Annotated in this window: 13 protein-coding genes, 1 tRNA gene and 1 pseudogene; 7 read left to right on the forward strand and 8 right to left on the reverse strand. The window is 61.7% G+C overall.

Annotation, left to right across the window (positions count from 1 at the left end; all coding sequences use genetic code 11):
• Position 1 precedes the first annotated feature (1 nt).
• The 3 genes from LC298_RS14500 to LC298_RS14510 all read left to right on the forward strand — a co-directional run bounded on the left by LC298_RS14500 (position 2) and on the right by LC298_RS14510 (position 3,413).
• Positions 2-1,615: a methyl-accepting chemotaxis protein gene (locus LC298_RS14500; protein WP_158284784.1), complete on the forward strand. Its 1,614-nt coding sequence runs from the start codon at positions 2-4 to the stop codon at positions 1,613-1,615.
• 492 nt (positions 1,616-2,107) lie between these two features.
• Positions 2,108-3,094: a quinone oxidoreductase family protein gene (locus LC298_RS14505; RefSeq protein WP_131569811.1), complete on the forward strand. Its 987-nt coding sequence runs from the start codon at positions 2,108-2,110 to the stop codon at positions 3,092-3,094.
• A 7-nt stretch (positions 3,095-3,101) separates the two neighbouring features.
• The gene (locus LC298_RS14510) at positions 3,102-3,413 is read left to right on the forward strand and encodes a hypothetical protein (RefSeq protein WP_131569809.1); all 312 of its coding nucleotides are present in this window, start codon (positions 3,102-3,104) and stop codon (positions 3,411-3,413) included.
• A gap of 82 nt (positions 3,414-3,495) precedes the next feature.
• Here LC298_RS14510 and LC298_RS14515 read toward each other — a convergent pair whose 3' ends face one another.
• Positions 3,496-3,945 (reverse strand): DUF411 domain-containing protein, encoded by a 450-nt coding sequence (locus tag LC298_RS14515; protein WP_131569807.1) that lies wholly within the window; start codon positions 3,943-3,945, stop codon positions 3,496-3,498.
• Between the two features lie 97 nt (positions 3,946-4,042).
• Positions 4,043-5,521 carry a multicopper oxidase family protein gene (locus LC298_RS14520; RefSeq protein WP_131569804.1) on the reverse strand — a complete coding sequence of 493 codons (1,479 nt, stop codon included), beginning with the start codon at positions 5,519-5,521 and terminating at the stop codon, positions 4,043-4,045.
• 656 nt (positions 5,522-6,177) lie between these two features.
• On the opposite strand from LC298_RS14520, the gene LC298_RS14525 reads away from it, so the two are divergent.
• Positions 6,178-7,260, forward strand: coding sequence for a GGDEF domain-containing protein (locus LC298_RS14525; protein WP_131569802.1), 1,083 nt, complete (start codon positions 6,178-6,180; stop codon positions 7,258-7,260).
• 8 nt (positions 7,261-7,268) lie between these two features.
• Here the strand turns inward: LC298_RS14525 and LC298_RS14530 are convergent.
• Positions 7,269-7,345, reverse strand: a tRNA-Ile gene (locus LC298_RS14530).
• Positions 7,346-7,477: 132 nt separating this feature from the next.
• Between LC298_RS14530 and LC298_RS14535 the strand changes: the two genes are divergently transcribed.
• Positions 7,478-8,224, forward strand: a complete 747-nt coding sequence (locus LC298_RS14535; protein WP_280176623.1) for an SIMPL domain-containing protein — start codon at positions 7,478-7,480, stop codon at positions 8,222-8,224.
• 15 nt (positions 8,225-8,239) lie between these two features.
• Here the strand turns inward: LC298_RS14535 and LC298_RS14540 are convergent, their stop codons facing one another.
• The 5 genes from LC298_RS14540 to LC298_RS14560 form a co-directional block, all read right to left on the reverse strand.
• Positions 8,240-8,656: a ketosteroid isomerase-related protein gene (locus tag LC298_RS14540; protein WP_131569799.1), complete on the reverse strand. Its 417-nt coding sequence runs from the start codon at positions 8,654-8,656 to the stop codon at positions 8,240-8,242.
• Positions 8,649-8,993 (reverse strand): GNAT family N-acetyltransferase, encoded by a 345-nt coding sequence (locus LC298_RS14545; RefSeq protein ID WP_131569797.1) that lies wholly within the window; start codon positions 8,991-8,993, stop codon positions 8,649-8,651. The genes LC298_RS14540 and LC298_RS14545 overlap by 8 nt, the downstream gene beginning before the upstream one ends.
• Positions 8,994-9,136: 143 nt before the next feature.
• The gene (locus LC298_RS14550) at positions 9,137-9,604 is read right to left on the reverse strand and encodes a YcgN family cysteine cluster protein (protein WP_131569884.1); all 468 of its coding nucleotides are present in this window, start codon (positions 9,602-9,604) and stop codon (positions 9,137-9,139) included.
• A gap of 100 nt (positions 9,605-9,704) precedes the next feature.
• On the reverse strand, positions 9,705-10,256 hold the full coding sequence (locus LC298_RS14555) for a DUF721 domain-containing protein (protein WP_428982300.1): 552 nt from the start codon (positions 10,254-10,256) through the stop codon (positions 9,705-9,707).
• Complete coding sequence (locus LC298_RS14560) at positions 10,210-11,550, reverse strand: O-antigen ligase family protein (protein WP_131569795.1); 1,341 nt, start codon at positions 11,548-11,550, stop codon at positions 10,210-10,212. Before LC298_RS14560 ends, LC298_RS14555 begins: the two co-directional genes overlap by 47 nt.
• Between LC298_RS14560 and mutY the strand changes: the two genes are divergently transcribed.
• Together mutY and LC298_RS14570 are read left to right on the forward strand one after the other, a co-directional pair.
• Positions 11,549-12,652 (forward strand): A/G-specific adenine glycosylase, encoded by a 1,104-nt coding sequence (mutY, locus tag LC298_RS14565; RefSeq protein WP_244596590.1) that lies wholly within the window; start codon positions 11,549-11,551, stop codon positions 12,650-12,652. The genes LC298_RS14560 and mutY overlap by 2 nt on opposite strands.
• Positions 12,649-13,260, forward strand: a pseudogene (locus LC298_RS14570) (HAD family hydrolase). Before mutY ends, LC298_RS14570 begins: the two are co-directional and overlap by 4 nt.
• Position 13,261: the final 1 nt, after the last annotated feature.

The following is a 13,261-nucleotide window of genomic DNA, read 5'->3' on the forward strand; positions in this document are numbered from 1 at the left end:
GATGAACGGAATTGCCGCACTGCGCCAAAAAGCGTCGATCATCGTCTTGTCGCTTATCTGGTTCAACGCTGCGCTGATCGCGCTCCGAGCGGTCTGGGCAAGCGACGCCAGCGCAACCGTGATGGTCGCTGGCGCGCTCGTGCTCGCTGCCGGCGCCACCGCAGCATGGTGGGCAGACCGAACCGGAACAATGACGCGGATGATTACCGGCGGCGTTCAGGCCGCGCTCGTCGCGCTTCTGGTGTACGGCTTTTCCGGATCATCCTTGCAGATCGACATCCACATGTACTTCTTCGCGGCGCTTGCGATCACTGCGGCCTGGATCGACTGGCGTTCGATCGCGGCCTTCACGGTAGTCACTGCCCTACACCACCTGGCGCTCTACGTCGTACTGCCCTCGGCCGTTTTCCCGGGCGAATCCGATCTTTCCCGCGTGGCGCTTCACGCCGTCATTCTCGTGGTCGAGGCAGGCATCCTGGTCCAGATGAGCCATCAGATGCAGAAGGCGTTCAGAGAAGTGCACGCGGCGCTGGAAGAATCGCGGCTGTCGCGCGAGGCGGCGGATCGCAGCAACCGGGACGCTGAAGACCTTCGCTCGACATCGGAAAGACAACGCGAGGAACGCGAGCGCGCCAAGGCGGAAGACGCCGAGCGGGTGCGTGGCGTCGTCGATACCCTCGCCGGCGGTCTCAGGAACGTCGCGGAAGGGGATCTGACCGCACGGATTTCCGAGCCATTCCCCGGCGAGCTCGACCGCCTGCGGGTCGACTTCAACGCTTCGCTGGAGATGTTGTCGAAGGCGCTCGGCGAAGTCAGCGAGAATGTCGGTGTCATCCGGGCTCATTCCAGCGAGATCGACGCCTCAGCAGACGACTTCTCGCGGCGGACCGAGCAGCAAGCGGCGTCCCTGGAAGAGACGTCGAGTGCGCTCGAAGAGATTACCGCCACGGTGAAGCAGACATCGGAGAAAGCACGCCTCGCCGCAACGCGCTCCGCCGAAGCCAAGGACACTAGCACAAAGTCGGAACCGATCGTCGCCAACGCCGTCTCTGCAATGGGCCGCATCGAGGCGGTCGCCGGCGAGATCACCCAGATCATCGGTGTCATCGACGAGATCGCCTTCCAGACAAACCTTCTGGCCCTGAACGCGGGCGTAGAAGCGGCTCGTGCCGGCGAGGCGGGCGCAGGCTTTGCGGTGGTCGCGCAGGAAGTTCGCGAGCTTGCGCAGCGGTCGGCGACGGCAGCCAAGCAGATCAAGGAACTGATCAACAAGTCGTCCACTGAGGTCTCGTCAGGGGTCGAGCTTGTCGAGGCGACCGGCAAGGCGCTCGGTGCGATCGCCGGATATGTGACCGAAATCAATGAGGGCCTGCAGGGCATCGCCGATGCGTCGCAGGAAGAAGCCACCGGCCTGCAGCAGATAAGCACCGCCGTCGCACGCATGGACGACGTCACGCAGCGCAATGCCGCGATGGCCGAGGAGACAAGCGCGGTCGTGCACCATCTGAACGGTCAGGCGGAAGGTCTTGCGGCTCTCGTCGCGCGGTTCCGCCTCGACGAGGTGCACGAAGAGCGGCAGCCTTCAAGTTCCTCTGATAGATCGCAGGCTGCGTGAAACAGAGTTTACAGGATTACCTCTTGGCGCGCCGGCGGGCGCGCCAATTCGCTCGCCGTTAAATTTCGCTAGTGCGCTGTTCGGCGATCGGGCGGGGGTACAACCGGACCATCGTCGCAAACGATCGCTTTCTCGCGCATCCTTTGAATGTTCGATTGCGCAAGAGCCAGAACGGCGTTCGCGACCTCGTCTTCCGTCCATCCTGCGTCGCGCGCGCTTGCGATGAGATCGGAAAAAGCGTCCGAGACCGCCATCTCACATTCGAGATCCCGATCCACGCCAAATTTCGATTCCGGGCGCCGAACAGACATGACGTTACGGTACCTCAAATCCTCTAGAAAGCAGCCACCCTGTTTTTTGGGGGAAAAGCTTATGGGTAATTTCTTACCCTGCCTTCGATTGCTTTATTGATCCGGGAGAAGTCGTGTAATTCCTGCCGCTTGATATAGTTGTCATCCGGCAAACGCAAAACGAAAGTCAGAGGTTTACTTAATGCCCAGCGAAAATGTCCGAACCGTGTTCATCGAGAAATTCGGTGGGCCCGAAGAGCTGAAATTCATCGAGCGTCCCGTCGGCGATCCGGGACCGGGAGAAGTCCGCATCCGGCACAAGGCGTGCGGGCTGAATTTCATCGATGTCTATCAACGCACGGGACTCTATCCTTTAGACCTCCCTGCCCCCCTCGGCATGGAGGCTTCGGGTATCATCGAGGCGGTTGGCGACGGGGTGACGCATCTGAGGATCGGCGAGAGGGCGGCCTATGCGTCGACGCCGCCCGGCGCCTATTGCGAAGCGCGGGTGATGAGGGCCGCGCAAGTGTGCCCGCTCCCGGACGGGATTTCCTTCGAGGAAGGCGCGGCGATGATGCTGAAGGGCCTGACCGTCAATTATCTCTTTCGCCGCACGACGCCAATCGCCAAGGGAGACACAGTCCTCTTTCACGCCGCCGCCGGCGGTGTCGGGCTGATCGCCTGTCAATGGGCGCGCTCCGAGGGCGTCACGCTGATTGGAACGGCGGGCACGGATGAGAAATGCGAACTGGCGCGCGAGAACGGGGCCACACACGTCATCAATTATCGCAATGAGGATTTCGCGACTCGCGTTCGCGAAATCACTGAGGGCAAGGGCGTTGATGTGGTGATGGACTCTGTCGGCAAGGACACGTTCGACGGATCCCTCGACAGCCTGAAGCCGCTCGGAATGATGATCTCCTTTGGCAACGCTTCCGGCAAGGCCCCACCTGTCGACCTCGGGACGCTGGCCGCCAAGGGTTCGCTGAAGGTCACCCGACCGACCTTGTTCACGCATATCGCCGATCACGAAACCTGCCAGCAGATGGCTCGCGAGCTGTTTGAAAAGGTGACTGCCGGCGAAATCGTCATCCATGTGGATCAGCGCTTTCCGCTCGCCGAGGTCGCCGAGGCGCACAAGGCGCTCGAAGCGCGGAAAACTACCGGTGCCACGATCCTCGAGGTGTGATCGCGTGATGACATCCAGACACGATGATGTTGACGCCTGCGCGGAAGCACTGCGCCCGGACTTTCTCGCCATAGCCGAGCGGGCGGCTGGGCCAGACCGACCGGCCGCGCAGGTCGCCCGCGACCTCCAACAGATCGCGGACAAGCTCAAGGGCATGTTGTCGAATTTCGGTTCGCGGCTCTCTCTCACCGATCTCGAAAGCGAATTGATGCGTCTCGCTGAGAAATATGCCGGTGAGGAATGGACCATCGAGACCGTCGCCGAGGCGATCGAGCGCGTGGCCGACGCTCATGCGGCCGCCGTGGACACAGAGGATTAACGCCGAACGGGCCGGGAAAACAAGACGGCGTCGCCAGATGCGGTCTCCCGGACCTGGGAGACCGCGAGTGGAAGCCGCTGGCCTACTCGACTGCGTAGACCTCCGGTTCAGTCGTTCCAATCTCGTAGATGGTGAACGGCCCTGTCTTGTCGCCTCCCATCCCCGGAGATCCCATAGGCATGCCCGGCAGGGTGATGCCCTTGATCCCCGGACGTTCGGTCAGGAGCTTGTTGAGGGTACCCAGCGGCACGTGACCGCTGACCGCGTATCCGTCAATCATGGAGAGATGGCAGCCTTGCAAGGCGTCGGGAATGCCGGCTTCGCGGCTCATGGCCGCCAGTTCGTGCGTAGGATGAACCGAAACCGTAAATCCGTTCTCGCGCAGATAATCGGCATAACCCTCGCAACAACTGCATTGGGGGTTCTTGTAGAGTGCCACTTCCGTGGCTTCAGAGGGACTTCCCCAGAAAAAGTAAAGGGCACCGCCTGCTATAGCGGCAATGAAGAACAGAACTGAAGGCAGTTTTCTCATGATGGTATCCTTTCGGAGTGGGCACCTTCGGTGCCCGTCAAAATTTCTCTTCGATTCGGCCCCCGGCCCGTAAGGCCGGGAGAGGCAAGGTTCCTTCTCACTTAGGCTCCTCCTTGCCACCAACCCGGATCACACCCATCATCCCGGCCGCCTGATGCTCCAGGATGTGGCAGTGGAACATCCAGTCACCGGGATTGTCGGCGACAAATGCGATCTCGACCTTCTCGCGAGGTGCCATCAACACCGTGTCCTGCCACTCGCGGTTGGCCGTCGGCTGACCGTTACGGGAGACGACACGGAAGGAGTGACCGTGGAGGTGAATCGGGTGATGCCAAGCGGTGGCGTTGGTCATGGCGAGCACATGCGAGCGTCCTTGCTCTAGCGTCAGCATCGGGTCCATGACGTGGCCGGTGGCGGCTCTTCCATTGATAAACCACATGCCGTCGCCGTGGTTCATGTTCATCATGGAATCCATCGTCTCTCTCGATGAGCCGCCCATGGCACCACCCATTTCAGCCATGACCATCTGACCCATCATGCCTCCGTTGAACGTGATCTCATGACGGGTCGCCTCCCCCACATCCGGGTCGGGAAGCGGATTGGCCGGCAGTTCAATCGGCCAGCCGGGAGAGTGGTCCCTAAGGGGTTCATCGGCATAGGCCAGATCAACAAGTCGGTAGTCCAGCCCCTTGTAGAAGCGGTCGACGACGGAAACGCGGCTTCCGGCTCCGCCGGTCATGTCCACCACCAGGTCGACGCGCATCGCCGGACCGACAACCACCAGCCCCTCCGTCGGAGCATGGGGCGCCACGGGCTGTCCGTCGAGCGCCACAACGACCGGTTCGTGGCCGGCGAAATCGAGCCCGAATATCCGGGCATTTGCGGCGTTGATCAGGCGCAGGCGGATACGCTCGCCTTTGCGAACCGCGAAATCGTCGGGGACCACTCCGTTGATCGTCACCGTGTTACCGACACGGCCATTGTGCATCATGTCATGGCCGTTGCCGAAGTCGTCGCTGATCCCCGCGGATCGCGTAAGTCGCCAGTCGTCTAGAACCCAGGTCACATCACGGTCGACGCGCAAAGGTTCGGGCTCCTCAATGATCAGTGGACCGTAAAGGCCGCGACCGACCTGCTCGAAACTACGCTGGTGCGGGTGATACCAGAATGTGCCCGCGTCGACCGCGTCGAATTCGTAGACAAAGGTTTCGCCCGGAGCGATCGGGGGCTGCGTCAGATGCGGTACGCCATCCATGCCATTTGGCGTGCGAATTCCGTGCCAGTGAACCGTGGTTTCCTCGGCGAGACCATTTCCCACGGTGATGCGCAGGCGCTCGCCCTGCCGGACACGGATTTCCGGGCCCGGCACCGCGCCGTTGTAATTCCAAACGAGGGTTTCTCCGTCATGCTCGGGTACCAGGCGAGCGGTGCCGGGGGCGGATTTGAGGCGAAATTCGCGTAAAGGCTCCGCTTGCGTCCGGCCGAGTCCGGCATCGGGGAGCACTGCGCTACCGGCATATGCAGCAGCGGAGGTGAGTAATGCACGACGTGTCAGCGTCAGTGAATGAGAAGTCATGATTTTTGAGATCCTGAGATTGGTTCGTGAGGTCGCCTTGCGCCTCGGGAAAACGGGATCGAGTGCGCCTGACGCGCACGTCGATTCGCACCGAAATCGGAATTCCGGACGGCGTCAGCTCAGGATAATTTTCGCGGGGGGTGAGGAATTGGCGGACCGGTGCACCCGGTTCCGTCGAAAATCGCGGCGGACCTCGTAATTTCCACCGGCTCCGGGAGGGCTGCAGTGGGTGGCGGAAGCACCGCGAGCACCGGGAATACGCAAATATTGTCACATGAAGGCGTTTCGTCGCCATCGTCCGGACAACTCTGACAGTCTCCCATCTCCATTCCGCTGATGGCTGCGCGAGCCATCTTCGTGTTCATCGCCGCCGCATTTGCGGCGTGCGCGACCGTACCCGCCGCAAACGCAGCGAGCATCAGGACTACCAGAAGGCGAAGATGACTGGCCATGCGTGGTTGAATATTCCTAAACCCGCATCGTGTCGATACGCGATTTGCCGCACTGGCCTGATGCCGATCATCGCCAAAAACCGAGTGTGGGCGGACGAGACAGACCGTGCCGGCCCGACCCCTCATAAATGATAGTCAATGGATTAACCTAGGGGAAATTCACACCCTTTATACAACGAGCCGGATCCTGGAGAGCCGCTCGCTTTGACAGTCGAAATCGCGCCGAGTTTTGTGCAAGGAGTTGGCATCGCCGCGCTCACGGCCATGTCGCTCGAGCTCGCACTGAAAAGGTGTTCCGACAAATATACGGAGATGCTGGTTACCGGCCTCGTTCTGGCAGCGGGGCTGATCGTATCGATGGCCCTGCCGCTTCGGTTCGCGCCCGGCGTGACCTATGATCTCGGTCACGTCTTCCTTATTATCGCTCCGACATTCGGCGGCTGGATTGCCACCTTGCTGACCGTCGTCGTCGCGGTCGCGGGCCGGATTTACCAGGGAGGCGCCGGGACATCTGCGGCTCTTATCGGAATAGCCGTCAGTTCCTGCCTCGGAATCGCGTTCGCCCTGCTATTCAAGTCCCGCGATCTCTCGGCCCGGAAGCTGGTGGCGATGGGACTGGCGGCATCCGTATCGATCTTCAGCGTGTTCTTTCTACCGACGGAAATCGCATTCGAATTTCTGGAGCAAGCAGGACTGGCGATGGCGATCGCCAATCTGCTGGGCGTGCTGATTGTTGGCTCGATGCTAACGGGCAGGCGCGCGCAGTTGTACCGCGAGCGCTCACTGACGGAGGATACCACCACCGATCCGTTAACCCGCTTGCACAACCGGCGCTTCTTTGAGGATCGCGGGCCGGATTTTGCCCGTCAGGCCTTGGAGACCTACGGCAGCTACGCGGTGATGGTCATCGACGTAGACAACTTCAAGGCGATTAACGACACATTCGGCCATGCCCGTGGGGATGTCGTACTCAGGAAGATCGCCGACATGGTCAAGGCCCAAACCCGGTCCACCGATCTCGTTGCCCGATACGGCGGAGAGGAAATCGTGGTCATGGTCTGCGACTCCGTCAACATCCGCGATCTGGCGGAGCGCATTCGCCAATCCATCGAGGGAACAGCTGTCCTTCTGGGAGGAATTCCGCTGATGGTTACCGTCAGTGTTGGCTACCAGATCGTGCGCAGCTTCAATATCACGTTCGAGGATGCCTTCGAGCGCGCCGATGCGGCGCTCTATCGCGCTAAGGACAATGGGCGAAACAGGGTCGAATACGGTCGAGCGGCGTGAGGGGATTGTGGTGGGCCCGGCAGGACTCGAACCTGCGACCAAGCGGTTATGAGCCGCCGGCTCTAACCAACTGAGCTACAGGCCCCACGCGGCGCAAGCCCTAGCCGAATCGTCTGCACGAAACAAGCACCTATGTGCCCTTTGTGCGCGTGTCACATATCCGGCGCAATGGCATGTCACCGCCACAGCGTAGGGCACACCAAACAGGAAGAGCGGAATGGTTGTTTTGATGAAGGAATTCCCACGTTACCTCATTGGCGTGCTGACCAGCGCCGTGCTCGTCGCGACGCCGGCGATAGCGCAGGATAAAGAGCCCACGCCCCGCATTATGGTGTCCGGGGAAGGCACGGCCACTGTCGCTCCGGATATGGCGATCCTTAATTTTACGGTGACGCGCGAGGCCGACACGGCGCGCGAGGCGCTCGACGCCAACACAGAGGCAATGGCCAAGGTGCTCGAGGCAATGAAGGCCGAAGGCATCGAGGACCGGGACCTGCAAACCGCTGATTTTTCGATCGAGCCGAAATACCAGTTCCCGGACAGGAAGGCTTCCGGCGAGCAGGACCCGCCCCGCATCGTCGGCTATTTCGTGCGGAACGGCCTGACTGTGCGGGTCCGCGATCTCGACCGGGTCGGAGACATTCTGGACCGTTCAGTCACGCTTGGTGTCAATCAGGGCGGCCAGGTTTCCTTCACGAATGATGACCCTTCCGAGGCGCTGACTGATGCGCGGATCAAGGCGATTCAGGAAGCCATGGCAAAAGCGAAAACGCTGACGGACACTGCCGGCGTGGGGCTTGGCAAGGTTCTCGAGATATCGGAAAGCGCATTTCAGCCGCCCATACCGCTGGCACGTACGAAGGTGGTCATGATGGAGGCGGCCGATGCCGCGCCCGTGCCGGTTGCGGCCGGCGAAAACGCCTATTCGGTCACGGTTACCGTCACCTTCGCCCTGGACCAGTAGTCGGGCCCGCTGCCGCTACTCCGCCTTCGACACCTGCGCGACGAAGTCGTTCAGGTCGTAATAGGTCGTCACGCGAGTGATGAGCCCGTCATCCACCTCGAAAAACATGCCGCCCGGCACCGCATAACTCTGGCCGTTGGCGACCGGCAGCCCTTCCTCGGTGGCAAGATAACGGCCGCGGACGGTGAACTCAGCGGCGGCGCGTATCCCGCCAGGTGCCGTCATGACAGCAATATCCTCGAGACTCTCACTGTAATGCCGGGCCCTTTCTCCATGGGCCCAGCGGAATTTTTCCTTGCCGATCTGCCTTTCGCCACGGGCTGTGTCATGGGCCACATCCTCATCGAGACAGGCGAGCATCGCCTCGCTGTCGCTGGCGTTGAATGCCTCCAGATAGCGCACGATCAGCGCTCTTGTCTCTTCTTCAGCCAATTCCATCTCCTCCGGCTTCCGCCAGTTCGTCGAACGTTTGTCCGGTCACCGCAAACGCAATCACCGGCTCTCTGATATCGGCGAGGCGCCGGTAGAACCGGTCCGCCGCGTTGTTTTGCGGCATCATCGTCAGCCAGAGATGCCTTCCGCCAAGCATCCTTGCATGGGAAGCCGCAGCAGCCATCAATCTCTGTCCGACGCCTCGACCGCGATACCGTTCGTCGACATAAAGATCGCTCACATAGAGACCGGCGGACGCATGGCTGGTCTCGACAGAAGGCAGCAACCCGACATAGCCGACCGGGCTCCCTGCATGGATTGCAATCAGAACGGTCATCGCGGCACCGGGGTTCCAGCATCAAGCGCTGAACGTCAACGACGGTCAGGATGTCGTCCGGATCCCCCTGCGAGCGCGCAAGACCTAGCGCCAGCTTATGAAGCGCAACTGCATCGTCAGGCCCAGCCCGGCGAATGGCGAGTTCAGAGCCCATCCTCGATGATGTGGTCGAGATATTCCCCTTCATGGGCGATCTCCTGCTCATGAGCGCTCACCCGCCCGCGCATCGACATCGACGCCTCGTGTACCGAGGCCGGATCGCCGCTGACCAACGGATGCCAGTCATACAATGGCCGGCCCTCTGCCAGAAGCCGATAGGCGCAGGTCGAGGGCAGCCACTCGATCTCGCCGACATTTTCGGGTGTCAGTCGAACGCAGTCAGGCACGATCGCCTGCCGGTTGAGGTAGTCGGCGCAGCGGCAGGTATTTTCGTTGAACAGGCGGCAAGCCACGGTGGTGAAATGGATCTCGTCGGTGTCGTCGTCGATCAGCTTGGACATGCAGCACTTGCCGCAGCCGTCGCACAGGCTCTCCCACTCATCCGGCGACATCTCGCCAAGGGACTTGGTTTGCCAGAACGGCTTTTCGCCGCTTTCCACGTCACGCCTCATCGCCGCGACCAACCACATCAGAACGGAGCTGGCAACCGCGTCGGACGTCAGCGCTATCATTCTCAGGAGCCGCCCACCAACCGCTCGACGCGGACTGTGTTCAGCCTCTTTCCCGCTTCACGCTGCGCCCAAGCCGGATCAGCGCCTCGCGCAACGCCTCGTCCTCGATGCCATCGGCAAGCGCCTTGAGCCTTTCCTCTGCCTCCCGCGGCAACGGTGCGGCGCGGCGCGGCGGTTTGTGCGCGGGCGCAACAGCTTTATGCACCAGCTGTAGCCGGTCGACCGCCTCAAACCCAAAGAAGGCGTTCACCCTCTGGATGATCTCGCCCGTTTGATGCTGGAGATGCAGAGCCGCCATGCCCTCGGCGGCCACGACGAGCGTTGCCGGCTTGAAGGGGTCGTCCTCGCTTGCGCGGCGGGGCCAGTTGATCTTTTGCGGCCTGGTTGTATCGGCCAAGCGCCCCGACACGATCTCCGGCCAGGCGCCCAGCAGCGCGGAGGTCATTCCCGCACGCCGAGCCAGGACCGGATCGAGTACCGCCGACACCAGGCCGCCGACCTGTTCCGGCTTGCCGCGCCACTTGGACGGTCTGTGTCCGCTTTGTTCAGGCGATTTGCCCAACGGTTCCGGCTCCCTGCCCCGACTCGACACCCGGCGGCGCCATCGAACATGCGAGTACGATCAGTGTGGCAACGAACGCGCTGTCCATCAAGTCGTGTTCGAACATGATTCCCGGCGCCCCGGTGATCGCATAGGTCAGCGTCAGGATCGCCCCGATCGCAATGCGAGCCGTCCTGCCCTTGTCGTTGGGGCTTGCCAGCGCGAGCGCAACCGGGGCGCCAAGCAATACAAGCAGGGCCACAAGACCGAATATGCCCGCATCGAGCAACGCCGCCAGATAACCGTTATGCGGATGAGTGAAGCCGACAAGACTGTTATCCTCAGGATCGAGATAAGCGGCTACAGCGTCCATTCGGGCCGTCAGGCCGTACCCTGTCCACGGCGCTTCCTTCACGGCCCGCCAGCCGCCCGCGAGCATCAGGATACGGCGGCCCGTGGAGGAATCGTAGTCGTCTGAAGACTGCATCAATTCGATGTCCTGACCGAACATACCGACGCGATCCATAATCGGCTGGGCGGCGAACGTGAGGCCAGCCACGACGATTGCAGACGCGGCCAAAAGGCCTCGCCGCAGGACAGAGCGTGACAAGGTGCGTGACGACGCCCAGACCAGCACCGCCGTGACCAGCGGAATGGCAATCCAGACAGCGCGCATCCCGGAGGCGATGACGCAGAACAGCATCGCGAGATAGGCCAGAGCGCCTAGCCAGCGGCGCGCCGGCCACGGCGAAAGAGTGTTCAGCGTGCCGATCGATCCGAACAGAAGAGACATGACGGCGAATATGCCGGGATTTCCGCACCAGGCGTCGGCGCGGAGACCTATCGTCATCACCTGATAGGCGGCGACGGGCGCTGCGATGACAACGGAAAATCCGCATGCCAGCACGAACAAGTCCAGCACTTCGCGGTACGGGGTCAGGCGTAGCCTGATCCCGACCACCAGCGGGGCAAAAAACACAAAGGTCGTCGACAGCACGGAAAACCGTTCCAAGCCATTGTGCGCCAGCGCGAACCCGATCTTGACGCTCGCATAGAGACCTGCCGCGGTAGCCGCGGTGGCGACCCATCGGTCAATGCGAAAGGGGAACCGCCGCAGAGCCAACGAAATCACTGCCCAAACGAAAGCGCACCACAGCACGACAGAAAGCGTGCTGCCGAACGCTGGCGCGGCTGCGCCCACCAGAAACAGCCAGATACGATTGTTGCGGTCGAAGCCATTCATGGGCGCAAGGGCCGACATGATCCGGCGCGGATCGAAAACTAGGGGCAGGGTCAAAGCGTATGCTTGATCTCCCCGCCCCTGTTCGCGCATGACATTGTCCATGAACCATCCGTTTCACAATCCAGGCGGCAAGACAATGCCGACTTCTGCCGCCCTGCTCGAATGGTACGATCGCCATGCACGCGACCTGCCGTGGCGCATCGGACCTGCACGGATAGCAAAGGGCGTGCGCCCCGATCCCTATCGCGTCTGGCTGTCAGAGATCATGCTTCAACAGACAACTGTCGCGGCAGTGAAGGCCTATTTTCGCAAATTCACCGAAATGTGGCCGGACATCGAGAGCCTCGCAAGTGCGGACGAGCAGGATGTCCTCAAGGCGTGGGCGGGGCTTGGATACTATTCGCGCGCGCGCAACCTGAAGAGATGCGCCGACGCGGTGGTTCGCGAACACGCCGGACGCTTTCCGCAGACCGCCACTGCCCTGCGCGAATTGCCCGGGATCGGCGACTACACAAGCGCGGCTATCGCCGCGATTGCGTTCGGCGAAGCCGTTCCCGTCGTTGACGGCAATGTCGAGAGAGTGGTCTCGCGCCTCCACCGTATTGATACACCGCTGCCGGTGGCAAAGAAGGAGATTCGGGCCAAGGCAGCGCTGATGCTCGATCCCGCGCGGCCCGGCGACTTCGCGCAGGCGATGATGGATCTCGGCGCGACGCTTTGCACCCCGAAGCGTCCCGCCTGCATGCATTGCCCCGTGCGCCGCATGTGCAGGGCGCTGGCGACGGGGGATCCGGAAACATTTCCGGTCAAGGCTCCCCGAAGAGCAAAGCCGCGCCGACGCGGCGCCGCATTTGTCATCGAGCACCCAGAAAAGGGCTGGATGCTGGAGCGGCGTGGCGGGTCGGGTCTCCTCGCCGGGATGACGCAGGTGCCGACAACCGCCTGGACCGCGCGCCAGGACGGAACCACGGATACGTCAGAGGCGCCCGCCGGCGTATCGAGATGGCGCCGCTGCGGCTCCATCAGGCACGTCTTCACCCATTTCGAGCTCGAACTGGACGTTCATCACGCGGTCGCCGAATTACCCCTCGAGGCCGGCCAATGGTGGAGCGCATCGGACGAGATCGGCGGCGAGGCGTTGCCAACCGTCATGAAGAAGGTTCTGGCTCTCGCCATCGAGAGCAAACTGGCGGAAAACAGTTGAGCGAGATTCGTCACATCGTCTTCGACATCGGGAAGGTCCTGATCCACTACGACCCGGAATTGCCTTTCCGGCGCATCATTCCCGACAAAGACCGCCGTACCTGGTTCCTGACCGAGGTCTGCTCCTCCGGCTGGAATGTCGAGCAGGATCGCGGACGAGGCTGGGCCGAAGCAGAGAACCTGCTGATCGCCACCTTTCCTGACGAAGCAGAAAATATCCGCGCCTTTCGCCAGAACTGGCGCGAGATGGTGCCGCACGCCTATGACGGCAGCGTCGCCATTCTCAATGCGCTCGTCGCCGCGGGGCACGACGTGACGATGCTGACGAATTTCGCGTCAGACACGTTTCGCGAGGCGTAAGAAATGTACCCGTTTCTGAAGCAATCGCGCGGCGTCACCGTTTCCGGCGACGTCAAGCTCATAAAGCCTGATCCGGCGATTTACGCGCTCCACACGGAAAGCTTCTGCCTCGACCCGCAAGCCACGCTGTTCATCGATGACAGCGAGAAAAACGTCGCTGCCGCGCGCGGCTACGGCTGGCGCGCCATCTTGTTCGAAGAACCCGAACAGCTGCGAGCCGATCTTGCGGCGGTCGGGATCGCTGCATAAC

The organism is Oricola cellulosilytica, assembly GCF_019966575.1.
GTDB lineage: Bacteria > Pseudomonadota > Alphaproteobacteria > Rhizobiales > Rhizobiaceae > Oricola > Oricola cellulosilytica.